General features: G+C 53.3%; 15 protein-coding genes. 11 read left to right on the forward strand and 4 right to left on the reverse strand.

The genetic code is table 11. The features are described 5' to 3' along the window. The first annotated feature begins 23 nt into the window (after positions 1-23). Entirely contained in the window at positions 24-2,123 is a 2,100-nt protein-coding gene (locus tag IM299_RS22940) for a hypothetical protein (RefSeq protein ID WP_227013088.1), read from the forward strand. Between the two features lie 35 nt (positions 2,124-2,158). Here the strand turns inward: IM299_RS22940 and IM299_RS12210 are convergent, their stop codons facing one another. Genes IM299_RS12210 through IM299_RS12220 form a run of 3 tightly spaced genes read right to left on the reverse strand, consistent with a single transcriptional unit; the run spans position 2,159 to position 4,705 of the window. After that, on the reverse strand, positions 2,159-3,427 hold the full coding sequence (locus IM299_RS12210) for a hypothetical protein (RefSeq protein WP_193357553.1): 1,269 nt from the start codon (positions 3,425-3,427) through the stop codon (positions 2,159-2,161). A gap of 4 nt (positions 3,428-3,431) precedes the next feature. Then, positions 3,432-4,346 carry a glycosyltransferase family 2 protein gene (locus tag IM299_RS12215; protein WP_193357554.1) on the reverse strand — a complete coding sequence of 305 codons (915 nt, stop codon included), beginning with the start codon at positions 4,344-4,346 and terminating at the stop codon, positions 3,432-3,434. Then, positions 4,343-4,705 (reverse strand): GtrA family protein, encoded by a 363-nt coding sequence (locus IM299_RS12220; RefSeq protein WP_193357555.1) that lies wholly within the window; start codon positions 4,703-4,705, stop codon positions 4,343-4,345. Before IM299_RS12220 ends, IM299_RS12215 begins: the two co-directional genes overlap by 4 nt. 156 nt (positions 4,706-4,861) lie before the next feature. Here IM299_RS12220 and IM299_RS12225 point away from each other — a divergent pair, with 156 nt between their 5' ends. From IM299_RS12225 to IM299_RS12245, 5 genes are all read left to right on the forward strand, one after another. Then, positions 4,862-5,266, forward strand: a complete 405-nt coding sequence (locus IM299_RS12225) for a putative holin (RefSeq protein ID WP_193357556.1) — start codon at positions 4,862-4,864, stop codon at positions 5,264-5,266. Next, positions 5,253-5,540 (forward strand): phage holin family protein, encoded by a 288-nt coding sequence (locus IM299_RS12230; protein ID WP_193357557.1) that lies wholly within the window; start codon positions 5,253-5,255, stop codon positions 5,538-5,540. Before IM299_RS12225 ends, IM299_RS12230 begins: the two co-directional genes overlap by 14 nt. Further along, on the forward strand, positions 5,530-6,159 hold the full coding sequence (locus IM299_RS12235; protein ID WP_193357558.1) for a glycoside hydrolase family 19 protein: 630 nt from the start codon (positions 5,530-5,532) through the stop codon (positions 6,157-6,159). Before IM299_RS12230 ends, IM299_RS12235 begins: the two co-directional genes overlap by 11 nt. Then, a complete protein-coding gene (locus IM299_RS12240) occupies positions 6,156-6,644 on the forward strand; it encodes a DUF2514 family protein (RefSeq protein WP_193357559.1) in 489 nt (162 codons plus the stop codon). Before IM299_RS12235 ends, IM299_RS12240 begins: the two co-directional genes overlap by 4 nt. Before the next feature lie 203 nt (positions 6,645-6,847). Next, entirely contained in the window at positions 6,848-8,119 is a 1,272-nt protein-coding gene (locus IM299_RS12245) for a DUF5677 domain-containing protein (RefSeq protein ID WP_193357560.1), read from the forward strand. A 130-nt stretch (positions 8,120-8,249) separates the two neighbouring features. Here IM299_RS12245 and IM299_RS12250 read toward each other — a convergent pair whose 3' ends face one another. Continuing rightward, positions 8,250-9,077, reverse strand: a complete 828-nt coding sequence (locus tag IM299_RS12250; RefSeq protein ID WP_193357570.1) for a MurR/RpiR family transcriptional regulator — start codon at positions 9,075-9,077, stop codon at positions 8,250-8,252. Between the two features lie 292 nt (positions 9,078-9,369). Here IM299_RS12250 and IM299_RS12255 point away from each other — a divergent pair, with 292 nt between their 5' ends. The 5 genes from IM299_RS12255 (at position 9,370) to IM299_RS12275 (ending at position 16,646) form a co-directional block, all read left to right on the forward strand. Then, a complete protein-coding gene (locus IM299_RS12255; protein ID WP_193357561.1) occupies positions 9,370-10,875 on the forward strand; it encodes a CoA-acylating methylmalonate-semialdehyde dehydrogenase in 1,506 nt (501 codons plus the stop codon). A gap of 11 nt (positions 10,876-10,886) precedes the next feature. Next, entirely contained in the window at positions 10,887-12,812 is a 1,926-nt protein-coding gene (iolD, locus tag IM299_RS12260) for a 3D-(3,5/4)-trihydroxycyclohexane-1,2-dione acylhydrolase (decyclizing) (protein ID WP_048957772.1), read from the forward strand. Positions 12,813-13,102: 290 nt separating this feature from the next. Next, positions 13,103-14,089, forward strand: a complete 987-nt coding sequence (iolG, locus tag IM299_RS12265) for an inositol 2-dehydrogenase (RefSeq protein WP_041908740.1) — start codon at positions 13,103-13,105, stop codon at positions 14,087-14,089. Between the two features lie 31 nt (positions 14,090-14,120). Then, positions 14,121-15,050 carry a sugar ABC transporter substrate-binding protein gene (locus IM299_RS12270; RefSeq protein ID WP_041908742.1) on the forward strand — a complete coding sequence of 310 codons (930 nt, stop codon included), beginning with the start codon at positions 14,121-14,123 and terminating at the stop codon, positions 15,048-15,050. Between the two features lie 48 nt (positions 15,051-15,098). Continuing rightward, complete coding sequence (locus tag IM299_RS12275; RefSeq protein ID WP_048957773.1) at positions 15,099-16,646, forward strand: sugar ABC transporter ATP-binding protein; 1,548 nt, start codon at positions 15,099-15,101, stop codon at positions 16,644-16,646. The last annotated feature ends 11 nt before the right edge of the window (positions 16,647-16,657 follow it).

The raw sequence follows: 16,657 nt of genomic DNA on the forward strand, positions 1-16,657 counted from the left end.
CGCTGCTTTACTGGAGACAGGCCATGACGGTATCAACCGTAGTTGACCATAACGATTACACCGGGAACGGCGTTACGACATCCTTCCCGTATACCTTCCGCATTTTCAAAAAAACAGATCTCGCCGTATCGGTTGTGGACCTGAGCGAAAACATCACGGTGCTTGTGCTTGACACTGACTATACGGTGACGAATGCCGGAGGTTATAACGGCGGTAATGTTGTTCTAACCTCGCCGTTGGCGACCGGGTGGCAGATCTCAATTGCCCGCGGGCTTGAGCCCACTCAGGAAACTGATCTGCGCAACCAGGGCAAATTCTTTGCTGAGGTGCATGAAGATGCGTTCGATAAGCTGACGATGCTGATCCAGCAGGTTGGTACCAAGTTTGGGTTGGCGTTGCGAAAACCATCGACAATCGCTAACTGGTACGATGCGCTTGGGAACTACATCAGAAATCTGCATGACCCTCGTGACCCGCAGGACGCAGCCACAAAGAATTATGTGGACGTCAGCCTTGGGAAAACACTTCGTGTTCCAGAGCAAATACCTTCGCTGCCTGGCGCATCCGCCAGAGCAAACAAAATGCCTGCCTTTGACAGCGCGGGGAACCCTATTGTTGTCCTTCCTCCTTCCGGCTCCGCGTCTGAAGTTCTTTTGGAGCTGGCAAGCGCAGAGGATGGTAAGGGTGATGCTTTAATCGCTGTCAAGCAGCCGTATACAGGTGCTGTAGCGAGAACTCAGCATCAAAAGAATGCAGAGTTTATTTCTGTTGCAGATTTTGGAGCAGTTCCTGGCACTAATTGCTCATCGGCTTTCAATTTAGCAATTCAAGCGGCTAAAAATTCAATTGGTTCGTCTAAGCGTGTTCTTATCCCGGCAAGTACGGAAAAGTATTATGTTAAGGACGTAATACTTGATTCTGCCATTGAACTGTTCGGTGAAGGTAAGCTTTCAACTACGCTGGCCCCGGTAAACGATGGAGATATTTGCATCCGTGTAACCCATGAATTTTGTAAGTTAAGTGATTTCACTATACAGTCTAATTCAAATCCATCCTTGTCTACTGGCATATATATCGCTGCACCACTTTGCCAAGTAGTTAATTGTTCATTTGCATTCCTGCAATACTGCATTAATAGCCCCGGTGGATTTAGCGCTGCAGAATTGGATTTCCGGCACAACCGTTTTGCTGCTTCAAAATATGGTGTGGTATTAGGCGGAGGACAAATTAATACAAGATTCCTGATGAATACATTTTCAGCTTGCAAGTGCGGAGTGTTTATGACTGAGAACTCATCAAGCATAACAACATCTATAGAAGGTGTGAAGCTTATGGGTGATCTTTTCTATTCATGTGGTGACAACTCACTTGGCCTTGCTGGCATTGAAATTGTTGCATGTCGCTGGACATGGTTGACCGATGTAATGGTTGATCTATCAACAGGCGTTGCACTGCGTGGAACCAATACATCATACCTACAAATAACAAATGGGTATTATTCATCAAACGCATCAACAAACAAATCATGTGTAGTGTTACAGGGTAATTCACCTGAGTTTATGGCTATTGGTACAAAATTCTCAGATAGTCGTAACTGGGGATTGGAGATTAAGAAAACGGTGGATGGTTCTCCATCAAGAGTAAAAATTATTGATTGTATTTTCCAGAACAATGACATTGCATCAGGACAGAATGGTGACATTTCGGCTGATTCTGTAATTGGTGTTGAGGCTATCAGCTGTAGCTTCCTTAGCGTAAAAGCAACTGGTGTTTCTCTTTTTAACAACCAAACTGGCGGCTGCTCAATGACAACAAGATTCTGCCATTTTTACGGACAGGTATTCCTTGGGGATTCAAGCTGCAAGTTTTATCATTATGACTCTCCAACCCACCCTGATAAACAGAATGGTGTTGTGACCATCCCAAATGGTGCAACGTCAGTAACGACGCCTTTGACTATGATTAGTCTTGTCTCAGGCAGGCAGATATCATCCCCTGCAACGCCAGCAAGCTCCCCTGTAGCTGTTTCTGCAGCGGTATCTGGGTCTAATCTGTTATTTGTCAGGTCAGGAACAAGCGGAGACCTTACCGTGTCATTTGATGCTAAGTTAATACAAGTCTAAATAAAAACCCCGGCCATTTATGGGCGGGGTTCCTTTCACTTAATAACTTCCATGACCCATCCAGGAGGGTTTATGCTCATCCTTACAGGCTCGCCAATGGCTGATGAATTATACTTTTCGACTTGCTCACGCCAACCCGCATCTGGCAACGGATCAATCCGGAAATCGTAAACTGCCACTTTTATCAGTACCAATGCCGTGCATAAGTAACCAACATACATCATTTTTTTGCCAAGCCTTGAGAACGACAGCAGAATGATAGCGAACCAGAAGACACTGGTAATAACAAAATATCTTTGCCCGGCAGCGGTGAATTCAAATCCATGCCACTGAGGAATGGTCTGGCTAATCATTGGTTTTGCGAGCGCGAGGAAGAGCATTGTGAATGGGTAAATAACAATCGCCCACGCTCTCCAGTTAGACTTATACAAAGCCAGAACAAGTAAGCAGCACGAGATGATGACGATGAAGTCATTTACTCGATCCATTCTCCATAGCATCTCTATAACGCTGTCGCTTAGAGCAAAACCAGCGAACACCCTGGTAGACAGTATGTTTATAAATAACTGAAACGTTGCGCCAAGCTCTGTATGATTTCTCGATTCATTAAATGACATAGCAATGGTCATTAACTGAATCACACACACAACGATAAATAGCAAAACAAACCAGTCTATAGACTTAATGGCGTTTAACGTCCTGACAAAAATGTTATTCCCTGATGAATTTGCAATCATTCTCAGAGCCAGGACAGGAGCCATAAAGACAACAAATGGTCCACTAAGTCCAGCGATTATTAGCACGAAAGCGTCATGCGCCTTATCCAGTTTGCTTTCTGGTTTGTTTGCTATAAGCACCATGAACATCCACATTGATAAGTACCAATGGGTATTAGTTATGTTTGCATGAACCTCTTCAAGATGAGGCATTAGCACAACAAATAGAGCGATCAAAACCCGCGATGGAAGGCTATACATGCTGAGTCGGTTAGACAACAGGAACATAACCATAAAACATCTTATGGATATTCCGACAATGTTGTATAGCAGAGGGGCATAGTAGACAGGAACAGCAAGAGACAATGCGGCAACCAGCTTAGATATTGTCTGGTAGTATCCCTGCTGCGGTAGTATTAGAGAATGCAGTGGCCCTATAGTGTTTGCCTGGTGATACCAGATGGCACCGTCCTCAGCCCAAAACTGAGCATTGGTTATAATCTCAGGACGCCTTAACACAAAGATTAAAAAACAAAACAGAAATATAAACAGAAAATAAATGGTTCTGTTTGTTTGCAGGTAACTCATCAAATTATCCCTTCTTGATTATATATCTTGGCCGCTGCTTGACCTCTGTGTATATCCTTCCGACATACTCCCCAAGAACTCCAATCCCAATAAGCTGAACACCACCAAGAAAAAGGATGGAAACAAGAAGGGATGGATACCCGCGCACCGGGTTGCCGAATGCCATGGTGTCGACAATCATCCATGCGCCATACAGGAAAGCCATTCCTGCGACAGCGAGTCCAATATAGGTCCACATTCGAAGCGGGAAGGTAGAGAAGCTAGTAATGCCCTCCAGTGCCAGGTTCCATAGCTTCCAGCCGTTGAATTTGGTATTCCCGGCCACGCGCTCAGCGCGGGCATACTCAACGACATCAGTTCGGCCGCCAACCCAGCTCAGCACGCCTTTCATAAACAGGTTACGCTCAGGCATGAGCTTAATGTTTTCCACCACCTCGCGAGACATCAGGCGGAAGTCGCCAACGTTCTCTTCAATCTGCGGATTACTGATTTTGTTATGCAGCTTGTAGAACCATTCAGCAGTCTTGCGCTTAAGTCTGCCATCTGTTGATCGGTCTGTGCGCTTGGCCAGCACCATATCAGCGCCTTCCTGCCACTTCGCTATAAGGTGCGGGATGACTTCAATAGGGTCCTGAAGGTCTACATCAATCGGGATAATCGCGTCACCTGTGGCATGGTCAAGCCCGGCGAATAATGCAGGCTCTTTGCCGAAATTGCGCGTGAACGACAGCGGCTTGACGAGAGGGTCTGATATAGCAATCGAATTTATGATCGCCTCTGTCGCATCCTTACTTCCGTCATTGATGAAGACTATCTCTACTTCATATGGCTTAAGTTCTTCAAACTCTCTGACTGCTTTGTAGAAAATCGGTATCGCGTCCTCTTCATTGAAGACGGGGACGACCAGAGAAATCTTCATTTTTCTTCCCTAAAGACGATGTGTTTTGAATAAAAGAAACCGCATACCAGGCTTATCAGCGAGAATTCAACCAGAGTAATGATTGGGGCGATCTGATAGTAATCAGACAGCTTGCCGACAAGAACACTCATGAGCCCCATGAATCCGACAAACAGAAAGTACCCTTTTGCCCTGGGCTTTGCCTTGAATGTAAATGTTGCATTGGCGAAGAAGGAGAAGGTCACCGCTGTAGCGAAAGCAAGAAAGTTAGCGGCGGCCTGGTTGACAGAAAACATATAGACACCAGTAGCGAAGACAAACCAGTGAATAGCGGTATTGAAGACGCCAACTGTCAAATATTTTGAGAATAGTTTTAGCACACAGTATTCCGGGATAAAAAAATAAAATCAATATTATCACCTTTAGGGTAATTTTGCTAAGAGCATTCCGATCAAATTTAATCCACATATGGTTTATTGTGTATGATGAACTCACCAACTAAGGGGGTTCTTTATGCACATTAAACGGTGGTCACTATGTCAACCGCGCTGACAACGGAGTCACTCAATCAGGGTCTTAGCCTGGGTGCGCTGGCTTCTGTCGTCGTCGGTGTCCCTCCAGAGGTTGCGTTAGGTGCGCTTGCTGGTGCGGTAATTTTTGTTACCTCGGCAGTAGAGTATCCGATTAAGCGTCGGTTACTGCTGGCGTTCCTCAGCTACCTATGTGGAGTTCTCTTCTACAAAGCCACAGCGACATTGCTTATCGGAATAGCGAGCTGGATCCCGAAAATCACACCTGACTCTTTCGAGAAGGGAATTGTGTTTTCTGCTGGGGCGTTCGTTTCTTCTATCGTCGCTGTCCGCATTGGCATCTGGCTGTATCACCGTTCTGAAAATCCGCGCGACCTGATCCCGGGGAGAAAAGACGATGACCAGTCCTGAGCTCATCCTAAACGCCGCTATCTGCGGCGGCATTGCAATCCGAGTCTTGCTTTTTCGCCGTGACGGGTCACGCCATCGCTGGTGGGGTGGATGGCTCGCCTACATCCTGATCGTCGTGGCTGCCAGCGTTCCTATCCGGACTTTCTACGGGTACTACGTCAGCGCCGACTGGTCAGAAGTCATCATCAAGGCCGTGTTCCTGGCTGCGCTCATCAAGACAAAAGGGAACGTAGTGCAAATCTTCAAGATAACGAGGTCCCAGCATGGACATTAACCAATTCCAGCGTGCAGCTGGTATCAGTGAGGTGCTGGCCGCGCGCTGGTATCTGCATATCACCGCCGCCATGAAAGAGTTTGGCATCGATCAACCGCGGCACCAGGCGATGTTTATCGCGCAGGTTGGGCATGAGTCGACTGGTTTCACCAGGCTGCAGGAGAACTTTAACTACAGCGTTACCGGGCTGGCAGGATTCGTCCGTGCTGGCAGACTCACCCAGGGCCAGGCTAACGCGCTTGGCCGCCGTGCCGGTGAACCATCGTTACCGCTGGAGCGGCAGCGTGCGATCGCCAACCTGGTGTACAGCAAACGCATGGGAAATAACGGGCCGACTGATGGCTGGTTCTACCGCGGGCGCGGGCTTATCCAGATCACCGGCCTGAACAATTATCGCGACTGCGGCAACGGGCTCAAAGTTGAGCTGGTTAGCCAGCCTGAGCTGCTGGCGCAGGACGAATATGCGGCCCGCAGCGCGGCGTGGTTCTTCGCCACCAAAGGCTGCATGAAGTACACCGGTGACCTGGTGCGCGTCACGCAGATCATCAATGGCGGCCAAAACGGTATAGAAGACCGGCGCGCGCGATATATCACTGCCAGTAAGGTGCTGGCGGTATGATCTGGGCATTCGTCAAAGCGTATTGGAAACAGTTGCTTATCGTGGTGATGCTTGCTGCTCTGGTAATTGGCGGCAGAGTAGCCTGGAATGTGCACGGCAGCCGCCAGTACGATGCCGGGTATGCGCAGGCCAAGGCAGATCAGAAACAGGCTGATGATAAGGCCAGGTCACAACGTGATCAGGAGAAAACACAAATTGAACGTGAAGCACAATCCCGTATCGATGTGGCGCGTGTTGATGCTGAGCATGCTAATACCGCTGCTGACGGCCTGCGCGCCGAGCTTGACAAAACCAAGCGACTCGCCGAACACTATACCGGATCTTTCCCCGCTGGCACGCCAGCCAGCAAGGTCATCGGTGTGCTCGCCGACATGCTTGAAGAAAGCAACCGATCTTACATCGCAGCAGCAGAAGAGGCTGAGCGATATCGGTCTGCAGGACTCACATGCGAGCGACAGTACGACTCCCTGAAAGTGGGGCACTGATTTCCGGTGACGGTATATAAAACGGTACGGTGAAAATCAGTTTGCGGAAAGTTGTTATCAGTCAATTGGTTATGCGAGCCGTAAATAATTGAGTGGGAATAAAACCTTTTAAAACCCTCTATTTATAGAGGGTTTTTTTATGAACTAAAATTAAATCGTCTAATCTACTCAGCCTAAAAAATTTACTAGTTAGTCAGGTTGCTATGGGAAATAAAGAGTCGAAAAAACTTTGTCCTTGTGGTTCTGGTATAAATTTTAAGAATTGTTGTAAAAGTAAAAATTTTGAATTTGTAGAAGATAATGATGATTCTTATACAATAAAAATGCCTTTGAATGAGGAAATGGTTTATATATTTGATGAATGTAAAAATCACTTTATTAGGGTTTTCGAAAGAGAACCAGGAGAAGAAGATCCGCTTTTTCTTGGACGCTATCTTTTTTCTGAAAGAGATGTGACAAGAGACGGTGTGGAGGCGATGCATAAAGCAGGGATTAATCCAGCAATTATTTATGCATATAAAAAGACAGGGTATCTTCTTGCCGAAGAAAATCTTGATAAATATACAGGGAAAGTATTGCAGGAATGGGATAATGCTATTGATGAGTACAATCAATATGGCGGAGATCCTGCTGATTCTGAAGATTCTCGAAAATTTGATGAAATTCTAAATTCTCTTTCAGAAGATATTGAATGTACGATTTTTGCTATGGGCCTAGCAAATGATAAATTCCTAAACTCACTTCTTTATTCGAAAAACGATGAATTAAGCATGTTGTCAGTTGAACAATATCAAGCTCTATGTGTTTGTCGTGCCCATAAGACATTGCGAACTATATATACTTTGAAGGAGAAGCAATTCTCTGAGGATATAATTAAATTAACAAGGACGATTTATGAAAGTTACTTACATATACTCGTTGTTCAGCATGAGCCAAAAGCTATTTTTACGTTAGTCGATGCTGTTGTGGGGATGAAAAATGGCGCATATGAATATAAAAAAAACGATAATGGTAAAGAAAATAGACGTATAAAAGTGAATGTCATAACTGGTGAGGAATATCCAGACCAAATTTCAAACTATAGAATGGCTGCTAGCTCAAAATGTAATGAAGATATTGAATTTTTTGATTATTTTTATACTCTTTCCTCTCAATTTATCCATCCTTCTATACTTTCGGTTGACGCTTATATTTCTGAGGTCGGATTTGATCCCGTAAAACCTCATATGGATGAAGAGGCAGTGATCTTTACAGCTCTGGTGGCTGCAATGGTACTTGATTGCATTCCAAAGATGAATGGTTGTCCAACCCAAGTTGCTTTAGATTGTAAAACGATAGTTAGTAGAATAAGAAAAAATATTTTGACACTAATTAATTTTTTTGATGTTTGGATTAATAGGACAGGTGCTTCCAAATCTGAATTGGAAATTATAAAGCAAAGGTGCAATATTCTTTCAAATTTTTCTGAAAGATGAGTTATGTGGATGTAAAATACGATAATAATTAATGCATTCTTTTTTCGTTTAATTCAGACGTTAAGTTTGCGATTAAAATTTCGCCCCTTTAAAATGAGGGGCTTTTTTTATATCATTTTGTCAGCGGAATTTACTTTTCACCCAACCTATACGCCAGCGCCACCACCAGCGACTGCACCAGGCACAGCGTTGCCGACTGAGACCGGAACGCATCCACCTGTGCCTCTTTCACCACAAAGCAGAGATCGCTGAACGTTGCCAGCGGGCTTATCTGGCTGTCCGTAATCACGATCTGCCGGGCGCCGACGCTGGCGGCGGTTTCGCTGACCATCACCGTCTCTTCCGCGTATGGCGAGAAGCTGATCGACACCACGATGTCGCGCGCCTTAATGCGGCTGATTTGCTCGCGCAGCATCCCGCCCATGCCGTCGAGCAGGATAGGGCGGCATTCCAGATGGCTCAAGGCATAGGTGAGGTACGCCGCGACGCTAAAGGAGCGGCGCAGCCCGGCGATGTAGATGGTGTCGGCGTCGGCCAGCAGCTGTACCGCGCGCTCCAGCATTTCCGGTTCGGCGCGGGCGGCCAGCTGCTGCAGCGCCTGCGCGTTCGAGCGGGCGAACTCCTGCAGGATATCGAGCGGCGTTTCCGGCACGGCCTCGCTCTCCATCTCGCGGAACAGCCGGGCGCGGTCGCTGTAGCTGGCGGTCTCCTCCACCAGGTTCATGCGAAACAGCTGTTTCATTTCGTTGAAGCCGGTGAAGTCAAAGGCGTTGGCAAAGCGGATCAGCGTCGAGGGCGGCACGTCGGCGCGCTCGGCAATGACGGCAACCGTATCAAAGGCCACGCTGTTGGTGTTATCCAGCACGTAGCGGGAGACCTGCTGCAGCCTCTTGCTCAGGCTATCGTAGCGATCGCGGATTTGCTGCTGCAGTTCGTTCAGGCTGGTTGCTGTCGTCATCATATCCCCCTAATACAGTCTGATGATTCTAAACGCAAAACCGCGTCTTTTAAATGTCGGCCATCCATCTGGCAGCAAAAATGAAACAGAAACTTCAGTCATTTCCTCGCCCGAAAGCCCTTAATAGCGCACGCTGCGTCAGTGTTGTTGGCTGTTAACATAAAAATCCATTCTTGATCACAATAATCATCATTTATTTTATTTCAACTTAAAATGGAATATTTGTTTCATATATAGTGGTCAGTACACAGTGTTCAGGTCACAGTCACGTATCAACAGCGAGAGGTTAAGGATGGAGACGGTAGCGAATTTTATTCACGGCGAATGTGTCACCGGTTCAGGCCAGCGCGTTCAGGCGATCTTCAACCCGGCCACCGGCGAGCAGATCCGCCAGGTGGTGATGAGTACGGCACAGGAAACGGAGCAGGCGATCGCCGCCGCGCAGCAGGCGTTTCCGGCGTGGGTGCGTCATGCTCCGCTTAAGCGCGCGCGCGTGATGTTCCGCTTCAAGGCGCTGCTGGAGGAGAACATGGATCGTCTGGCCCGCCTAATCAGCGAAGAGCACGGCAAGGTCTTCTCCGACGCGGTGGGCGAACTGACCCGCGGCCTGGAAGTGGTGGAATTTGCCTGCGGTATTCCGCATCTGCAAAAGGGTGAACACTCTGCGAACGTCGGCACCGGCGTTGACAGCCACTCGCTGATGCAGCCGCTCGGCGTCTGCGTCGGGATCACGCCGTTTAACTTCCCGGCGATGGTGCCGATGTGGATGTTCCCGATTGCGCTGGCGACCGGCAACACCTTCGTGCTGAAACCGTCGGAAAAAGACCCTTCGCTGGCGCTCGCGCTGGCGCAGCTGCTAAAAGAGGCAGGCCTGCCGGACGGCGTCTTCAACGTGGTGCAGGGGGATAAAGAGTCCGTTGACGTCCTCCTGACCGACCCGCGCGTGCAGGCGGTGAGCTTTGTCGGCTCCACGCCGATTGCGGAGTACATTTACCAGACCGCGTCCGCCCACGGGAAACGCTGTCAGGCGCTGGGCGGCGCGAAAAATCACTGCATTCTCATGCCGGATGCCGACATGGAGATGGCGACCAACGCCATCATGGGCGCGGCCTACGGCGCGGCGGGGGAACGCTGCATGGCGCTCTCGGTGGTGCTGGCAGTGGGGGATAACACCGCCGATGACCTCTGCGCCCGGCTGGAAAAACAGATTGCCGCGCTGCGCGTCGGGCCGGGCCTGGACCAGTCGCCGGAAAACGAAATGGGGCCGCTCATCTCCTCCGCGCACCGCAGCAAGGTGCTGGGCTATATCGACAGCGGGGAAGCGCAGGGGGCGAAATTGCGCGTGGACGGGCGCGGCTTCAGCGTGAAGGGCCACGAGCAGGGCTACTTCGTCGGGCCGACGCTGTTCGATAACGTCACCCCGGAGATGACCATCTATAAAGAAGAGATTTTTGGCCCGGTGCTTTCTGTGGTGCGTGTAGCAGATTACGCCAGCGCGGTGGACCTCATTAACCGCCATGAATATGGTAATGGCTCGGCGATCTTCACCCGCGACGGCGGCTGCGCGCGCCGCTTCTGCGAAGAGGTGCAGGCGGGCATGGTGGGGGTCAACGTGCCGATCCCGGTGCCGATGGCATTCCACAGTTTCGGTGGCTGGAAGCGTTCCATCTTCGGCGCGCTCAACGTGCACGGCAACGACGGCGTGCGTTTCTACACCCGAATGAAAACCATCACCGCGCGCTGGCCGGAAATGCAGCAGGAGACAGGCGCTGCGTTCTCCATGCCGACGCTGGGCTGACAGGAGGCATTATGCAAACCGAACGTATGACCATGGCCCAGGCGCTGGTCCGGTTCCTGAATCAACAGTACGTCAGCGTTGACGGCAACGAAACGCCCTTCGTGGAGGGCGTGGCGACGATCTTTGGGCACGGCAACGTGCTGGGTATTGGCCAGGCGCTGGAGCAGGATCCCGGTCATCTGAAAATCATGCAGGGGTGCAACGAGCAGGGCATCGCCCACATGGCGACGGGATTCGCCAAACAGCACCGCCGCCAGCGCATTTTTGCCGTCACCTCCTCAGTCGGGCCGGGCGCCGCCAATATGGTCACGGCAGCGGCCACCGCCACGGCGAACCGCATCCCGCTTTTACTGCTGCCGGGCGATATCTACGCCAGCCGCCAGCCGGACCCGGTGCTGCAGCAGATCGAGCAGTATCACGATCTCAGCATCAGCACCAACGACTGCTTCCGTCCGGTTTCCCGCTACTGGGACCGCATCAACCGCCCCGAGCAGCTCATGAGCGCCATGCTAAGCGCGATGCGAACGCTTACTGACCCCGCAGATACCGGAGCGGTGACCCTCTGTCTGCCGCAGGACGTGCAGGGGGAAGCGTGGGACTACCCGCTAAGCTTCTTCGCGCGTCGGGTGCACCACATCGAACGCCGTCCGCCCGATCCGCAGCGACTGGCGCAGGCGCGGGCGCTGATCGCCCGCAAGCGCCGTCCGCTGGTGGTGTGCGGCGGCGGCGTGCGCTACTCCGGCGCGCATGAGGCGTTTCGCGAATTTGTCGAGACGCTGCAGCTGCCGTTTGCCGAAACGCAGGCCGGGAAGGGGGCGCTGGTAAGTGACCACCCACTTAACCTCGGCGGCGTAGGAGTGACGGGCGGAATGGCCGCCAACCAGCTCGCGCCACAGGCTGACTTAGTGATTGGCGTCGGCACGCGCCTGACCGACTTTACCACCGGCTCCAAGGCGCTCTTTTCCCACCCTGACGTCGAATTCCTGCTGCTGAACGTGGCCGAGTTTGACGCCCTGAAGCTGGACGCCATCGCGCTGATTGCCGATGCCCAAACCGGGCTCCAGGCCTTAACCCACGCGCTCGGCGAGTATCGCAGCGGCTGGGGAGAGGCGATCGCCCAGGCGAAATCCGCGTGGCGCGATGAATGCCGCCGCCTCTGGGATCGCCAGTGGCACCCTGACGACGCGCCCGAAGTGGCGGGGCATCTGGACGCGCAGCTGGCGGAATACGGCGAGACGCTCAATACCCGCCTGACCCAGACGCGGGTGCTGGGGCTGATCAATCAGCATGTGGAAGATAACGCCATCGTGGTGGGCGCGGCCGGTTCGCTGCCGGGAGATTTACAGCGCCTCTGGCAGGTCAAAACGCCGGACAGCTATCACCTGGAGTACGGCTACTCCTGCATGGGCTACGAGATTGCGGCGGCCATCGGCGCGAAGCTCGCCCGCCCCGAGCAGCCGGTTTACGCCATGGTGGGGGATGGCTCCTACATGATGCTGCACTCCGAGCTGCAAACCGCGGTGCAGGAGGGCATTAAGGTCACCGTTCTGCTGTTTGATAACGCCAGCTTCGGCTGCATCAACAACCTGCAGATGGGGCACGGCATGGGCAGCTTTGGCACGGAAAACCGTCATCGCAACCCGGAAACCGGGCGGCTTGACGGGCCGCTGGTGAAAGTCGATTTTGCGCAAAACGCGGAAAGCTACGGCTGTCGCGCGTGGCGGGTGAACGACGAGCAGAGCCTGCGGGCGGCGCTTGAGGCGTCACGCGCGCATCCTGGCCCCACGCTGCTGGACATCAAGGTGCTGCCGAAGACCATGACCCATGACTACGCCTCGTGGTGGCGAACCGGTGACGCGCAGGTGGCAGAGTCGTCTGCCGTGCGTGAGGCCGCTGAGCAAACCCAGGCGCAGGTGAAAAAAGCCCGTCAGTATTAAGATTTTCCGCCGTAACGAAATTTTCATTTCATTTTTCTTTTTCCCCTCACCCTAACCCTCTCCCACAGGGAGAGGGGGACGGAACGGTGCGGTTTTTTCTCCCTCGCCCCTTTGCAATAGAGGGGTATCCCTACTGCCATGTTGTGAGATTGATAACAAAATTTATCTCATTCATCTCAAAAGTGTTAACCCGCACTCAAAAACATAATTTTCACTATTTATAAAAATGAAATAAATGTTTTATTTATAGGGTCGTTAGTTCACAGCATTCACCAACACCGGGAGCCGTTATGTTTAACATTGCTTTACTGGGCGCTGGCCGAATTGGCCAGGTACATGCAGCTAACATCGCCAGCCACGGCGCGACCACGCTCTGGTCCGTGGTTGACCCGAATCAGGAATTTGCCACCCGTCTCGCCGCACAGTATCAGGCCCGCCAGCAGAGCGTGGATGAGGCGATGACCGACCCTAACGTTCACGCCGTGCTGATCGCCTCCGCCACCGACACCCACGCGGATCTGATTGAAATGGCCGCCCGCCACGGCAAGGCTATCTTCTGCGAAAAGCCGGTACACCTCGACCTCGCCCGCGTGCGCGACTGCCTGAAAGTGGTTAAAGAGTACGACGTGCCGCTGTTCATCGGCTTTAACCGCCGCTTTGACCCGCAGTTCCGCCGCGTGAAAACCGATGCCCAGGCCGGACGCATCGGCAAGCCGGAATCGTTGCTGATCATCTCCCGCGACCCGTCTCCGCCGCCCGCGGAGTACGTGCGCGTCTCCGGCGGCATGTTCCGCGATATGACCATTCACGACTTCGACATGGCCCGTTTCATCATGGGCGAAGAGCCGGTGTCGGTGTATGCCCAGGGCAGTAACCTGGTGGATCCGGCGATTGGCGAGGCGGGGGATATCGATACCGCGTTTATCGTTCTGAAATATGCCTCCGGCGCGATGGCGACCATCGTCAACAGCCGCCGCTCCTCTTACGGCTACGACCAGCGCCTGGAGCTGCACGGCTCCGAAGGGCTGCTGTGCGCCGGCAATATTCTGGAAAACCAGGTGCAGCACTACGGCAAAGAGGGCTGCACCAGCGCGCTGCCGGAACACTTTTTCCTGCAGCGCTACAAATCCGCTTACGCCGCGGAATGGGAACACTTTGTTGCGGTCCTGCGCGGCGAAGCGGTGCCTGACTGCAGCGGCGATGATGGTGAACGTGCGCTGTACCTCGCGGATAAAGCGCTGGAGTCGCTGCGTAGCCAGCGCGAGATCGTCCTCTAAACACAACAACCCTACACAGAGAGACATAATAATGAAAAAACTGATCTTAGCCGCCCTCATCGCCATGACGTCCGGGGCCGCCCTCGCCGAAAACGAGCAGATTGTTTTCAGTACGCCAAACCTGGCCATGCCGTTTGAGGTTCACATGCAGCGCACGGCGGTGAAAGCCGCGAAAGAGATGGGCGTGAAGCTTCAGGTACTGGACGGGCAGGGCAGCTCACCGAAGCAGGTGGCTGACCTGGAAAACGCCATCACCCGCGGGGCGCAGGGCTTTATCGTCTCCCCGAACGACGTGAACGCGGTCTCCAGCGCGGTGGATGAAATTCAGGATGCAAAGCTGCCGGTGGTCACCCTTGACCGCTCCGTCGACAGCCAGAAGAAAGTGCCCCACTTTGGCGCCAACAACTACAAAGGCGGCCAGGCGATTGGCGACTTCGTCAAAACCAAATTCCCCGACGGGGCAGAGATCATCCTGCTCACCGGCCAGCCGGGCTCCTCCTCCAATATTGAACGCACCAAAGGGATCCGCGACAGCCTGAAGGCGGGCGGGGATAAGTACAAGATCGTCGCCGATCAGACTGGCAACTGGATGCGTTCTGAAGGGATGCGCATCGTCGAAAGCGTCCTGCCTTCGCTACCGAAACGCCCGCAGGTGATCCTCTCCGCCAACGACGATATGGCGCTGGGCGCGATTGAAGCCCTGCAGAGCCAGGGCGTGAAGCCGGGTGAAATCCTCGTGACCGGCTTTGATGCGGTACCGGAAGCGCTGGCCCGCGTGCGCGACGGCTGGCTGGCGGTAACGGCGGATCAGCGTCCGGGCTTTGCGGTGCAGACGGCGATGAGCCAGCTGGTGGCCAACGTGCGCGAGAAGAAAGCCATCACCGGGGCCGACTACCCGCCAACGCTTATCACCAAAGAGAACCTGCAGCAGGCTGAGCGTATCGGTGAGGCCGGTAACTGATATGTCCCGAGCCGCCTCTGGCGGCTCAACATGAGGAGGAGCAGACCGATGTCGCAACCCTTACTGAAAGTGACCGACCTGGCAAAAAGCTTTTCCGGCGTCTGGGCGCTAAGCAGCGCCCAGCTGACCGTCGGCGCGGGGGAGATCCACGCCCTGCTGGGGGAAAACGGAGCGGGAAAATCCACGCTGCTGAAGGCGCTTGCGGGCGCGCAGCCGCAAACCCGCGGGGATATCTGGTTCAACGGCGAAATGCTGCCGGTGGACGACTCTCCGGTGGAACGGCAGAACAAGGGCATTATCACCATCTATCAGGAATTCAACCTGCTGCCCAACATGACCGTCGCGGAAAACATGTTTCTCGGGCGCGAGCCGCGTAAACGTAACCTGATCGTCGACGAAAAGGCGGTCAATCAGGAGGCGCAGGTCATTCTCGACTATCTGCAGCTGAACGTGGCACCGACCACCCCGGTCGCCCGCCTGAGCGTGGCCCAGCAGCAGATGGTGGAGATCGCCAGGGCGCTGACCCTCAACGCCCGCCTGATCATCATGGACGAACCTTCCGCCGCGCTGAGCGACAGCGAGGTGGAAAGCCTGCACCGCGTGGTGCGGGAGCTTAAAAACCGCGGCGTGAGCATTATTTACGTTACCCACCGCCTGCACGAAGTTTTCCAGCTCTGCGATCGCTTCACCGTATTTCAGGACGGCCGCTTCACCGGTACCGGTGCGGTGGCGGAGACCAACGTCGAACAGCTGATCCGCCTGATGGTCGGGCGCGACGTGGCCTTTAACCGTCGCCCCGCCAGCGAAACCCATCATCAAGACAAACCTGTCCGCCTGGCGGTGAAGGGGCTAAGCCGCGAAAAGCCGCCGCTGGATCCGCACGGCATCGCCCTGCACGACATCAGCTTCCACGTCCATGCCGGGGAAGTTCTGGGCATTGCCGGGCTGGTGGGCGCGGGACGCACCGAGGTGGCCCGCTGCCTGTTTGGCGCAGACGCCTTTACTTCCGGGAGCTTTGAGCTGGACGGCGTGCCGTACCAGCCGCGCGACCCGCTGTATGCCCTCGACCAGGGCGTGGCGCTGGTGCCCGAAGACCGTAAAAAAGAGGGGGCGGTGCTCGGGCTGTCGATTCGCGACAACCTGTCGCTCTCGTGCCTATCCTCACTGCTGCAGTGGCGCTGGTTCGTGAACACCCGCAAAGAGGACGATCTGATTGAGTCCTACCGGCAGGCCCTGCAGATCAAAATGGTCAACAGCGCGCAGGAGGTGCGCAAGCTCTCCGGCGGTAACCAGCAGAAGGTGATCCTCGCGCGCTGCATGGCGCTCAACCCGCGGGTGCTGATCGTCGATGAGCCGACGCGCGGCATTGACGTGGGGACCAAATCGGAAGTGCACCAGGTGCTGTTTGACATGGCGAAAAAGGGCGTGGCGGTGATCGTGATCTCCTCCGATCTGCCTGAAGTGATGGCGGTGTCTGACCGGATCATCACCCTCAGTGAAGGCCGGGTGACCGGCGAGATCCACGGTGACGACGCTAACGAAGAACGGCTGATGACAATGATGGCCATCAACCACAACGCCCTGAACGCGGCATAACGGAGTTTCTC

It is taken from the genome of Enterobacter cloacae complex sp. P47BA, from assembly GCF_014930485.1.
GTDB classification, from domain to species: Bacteria; Pseudomonadota; Gammaproteobacteria; order Enterobacterales; family Enterobacteriaceae; genus Enterobacter; species Enterobacter bugandensis.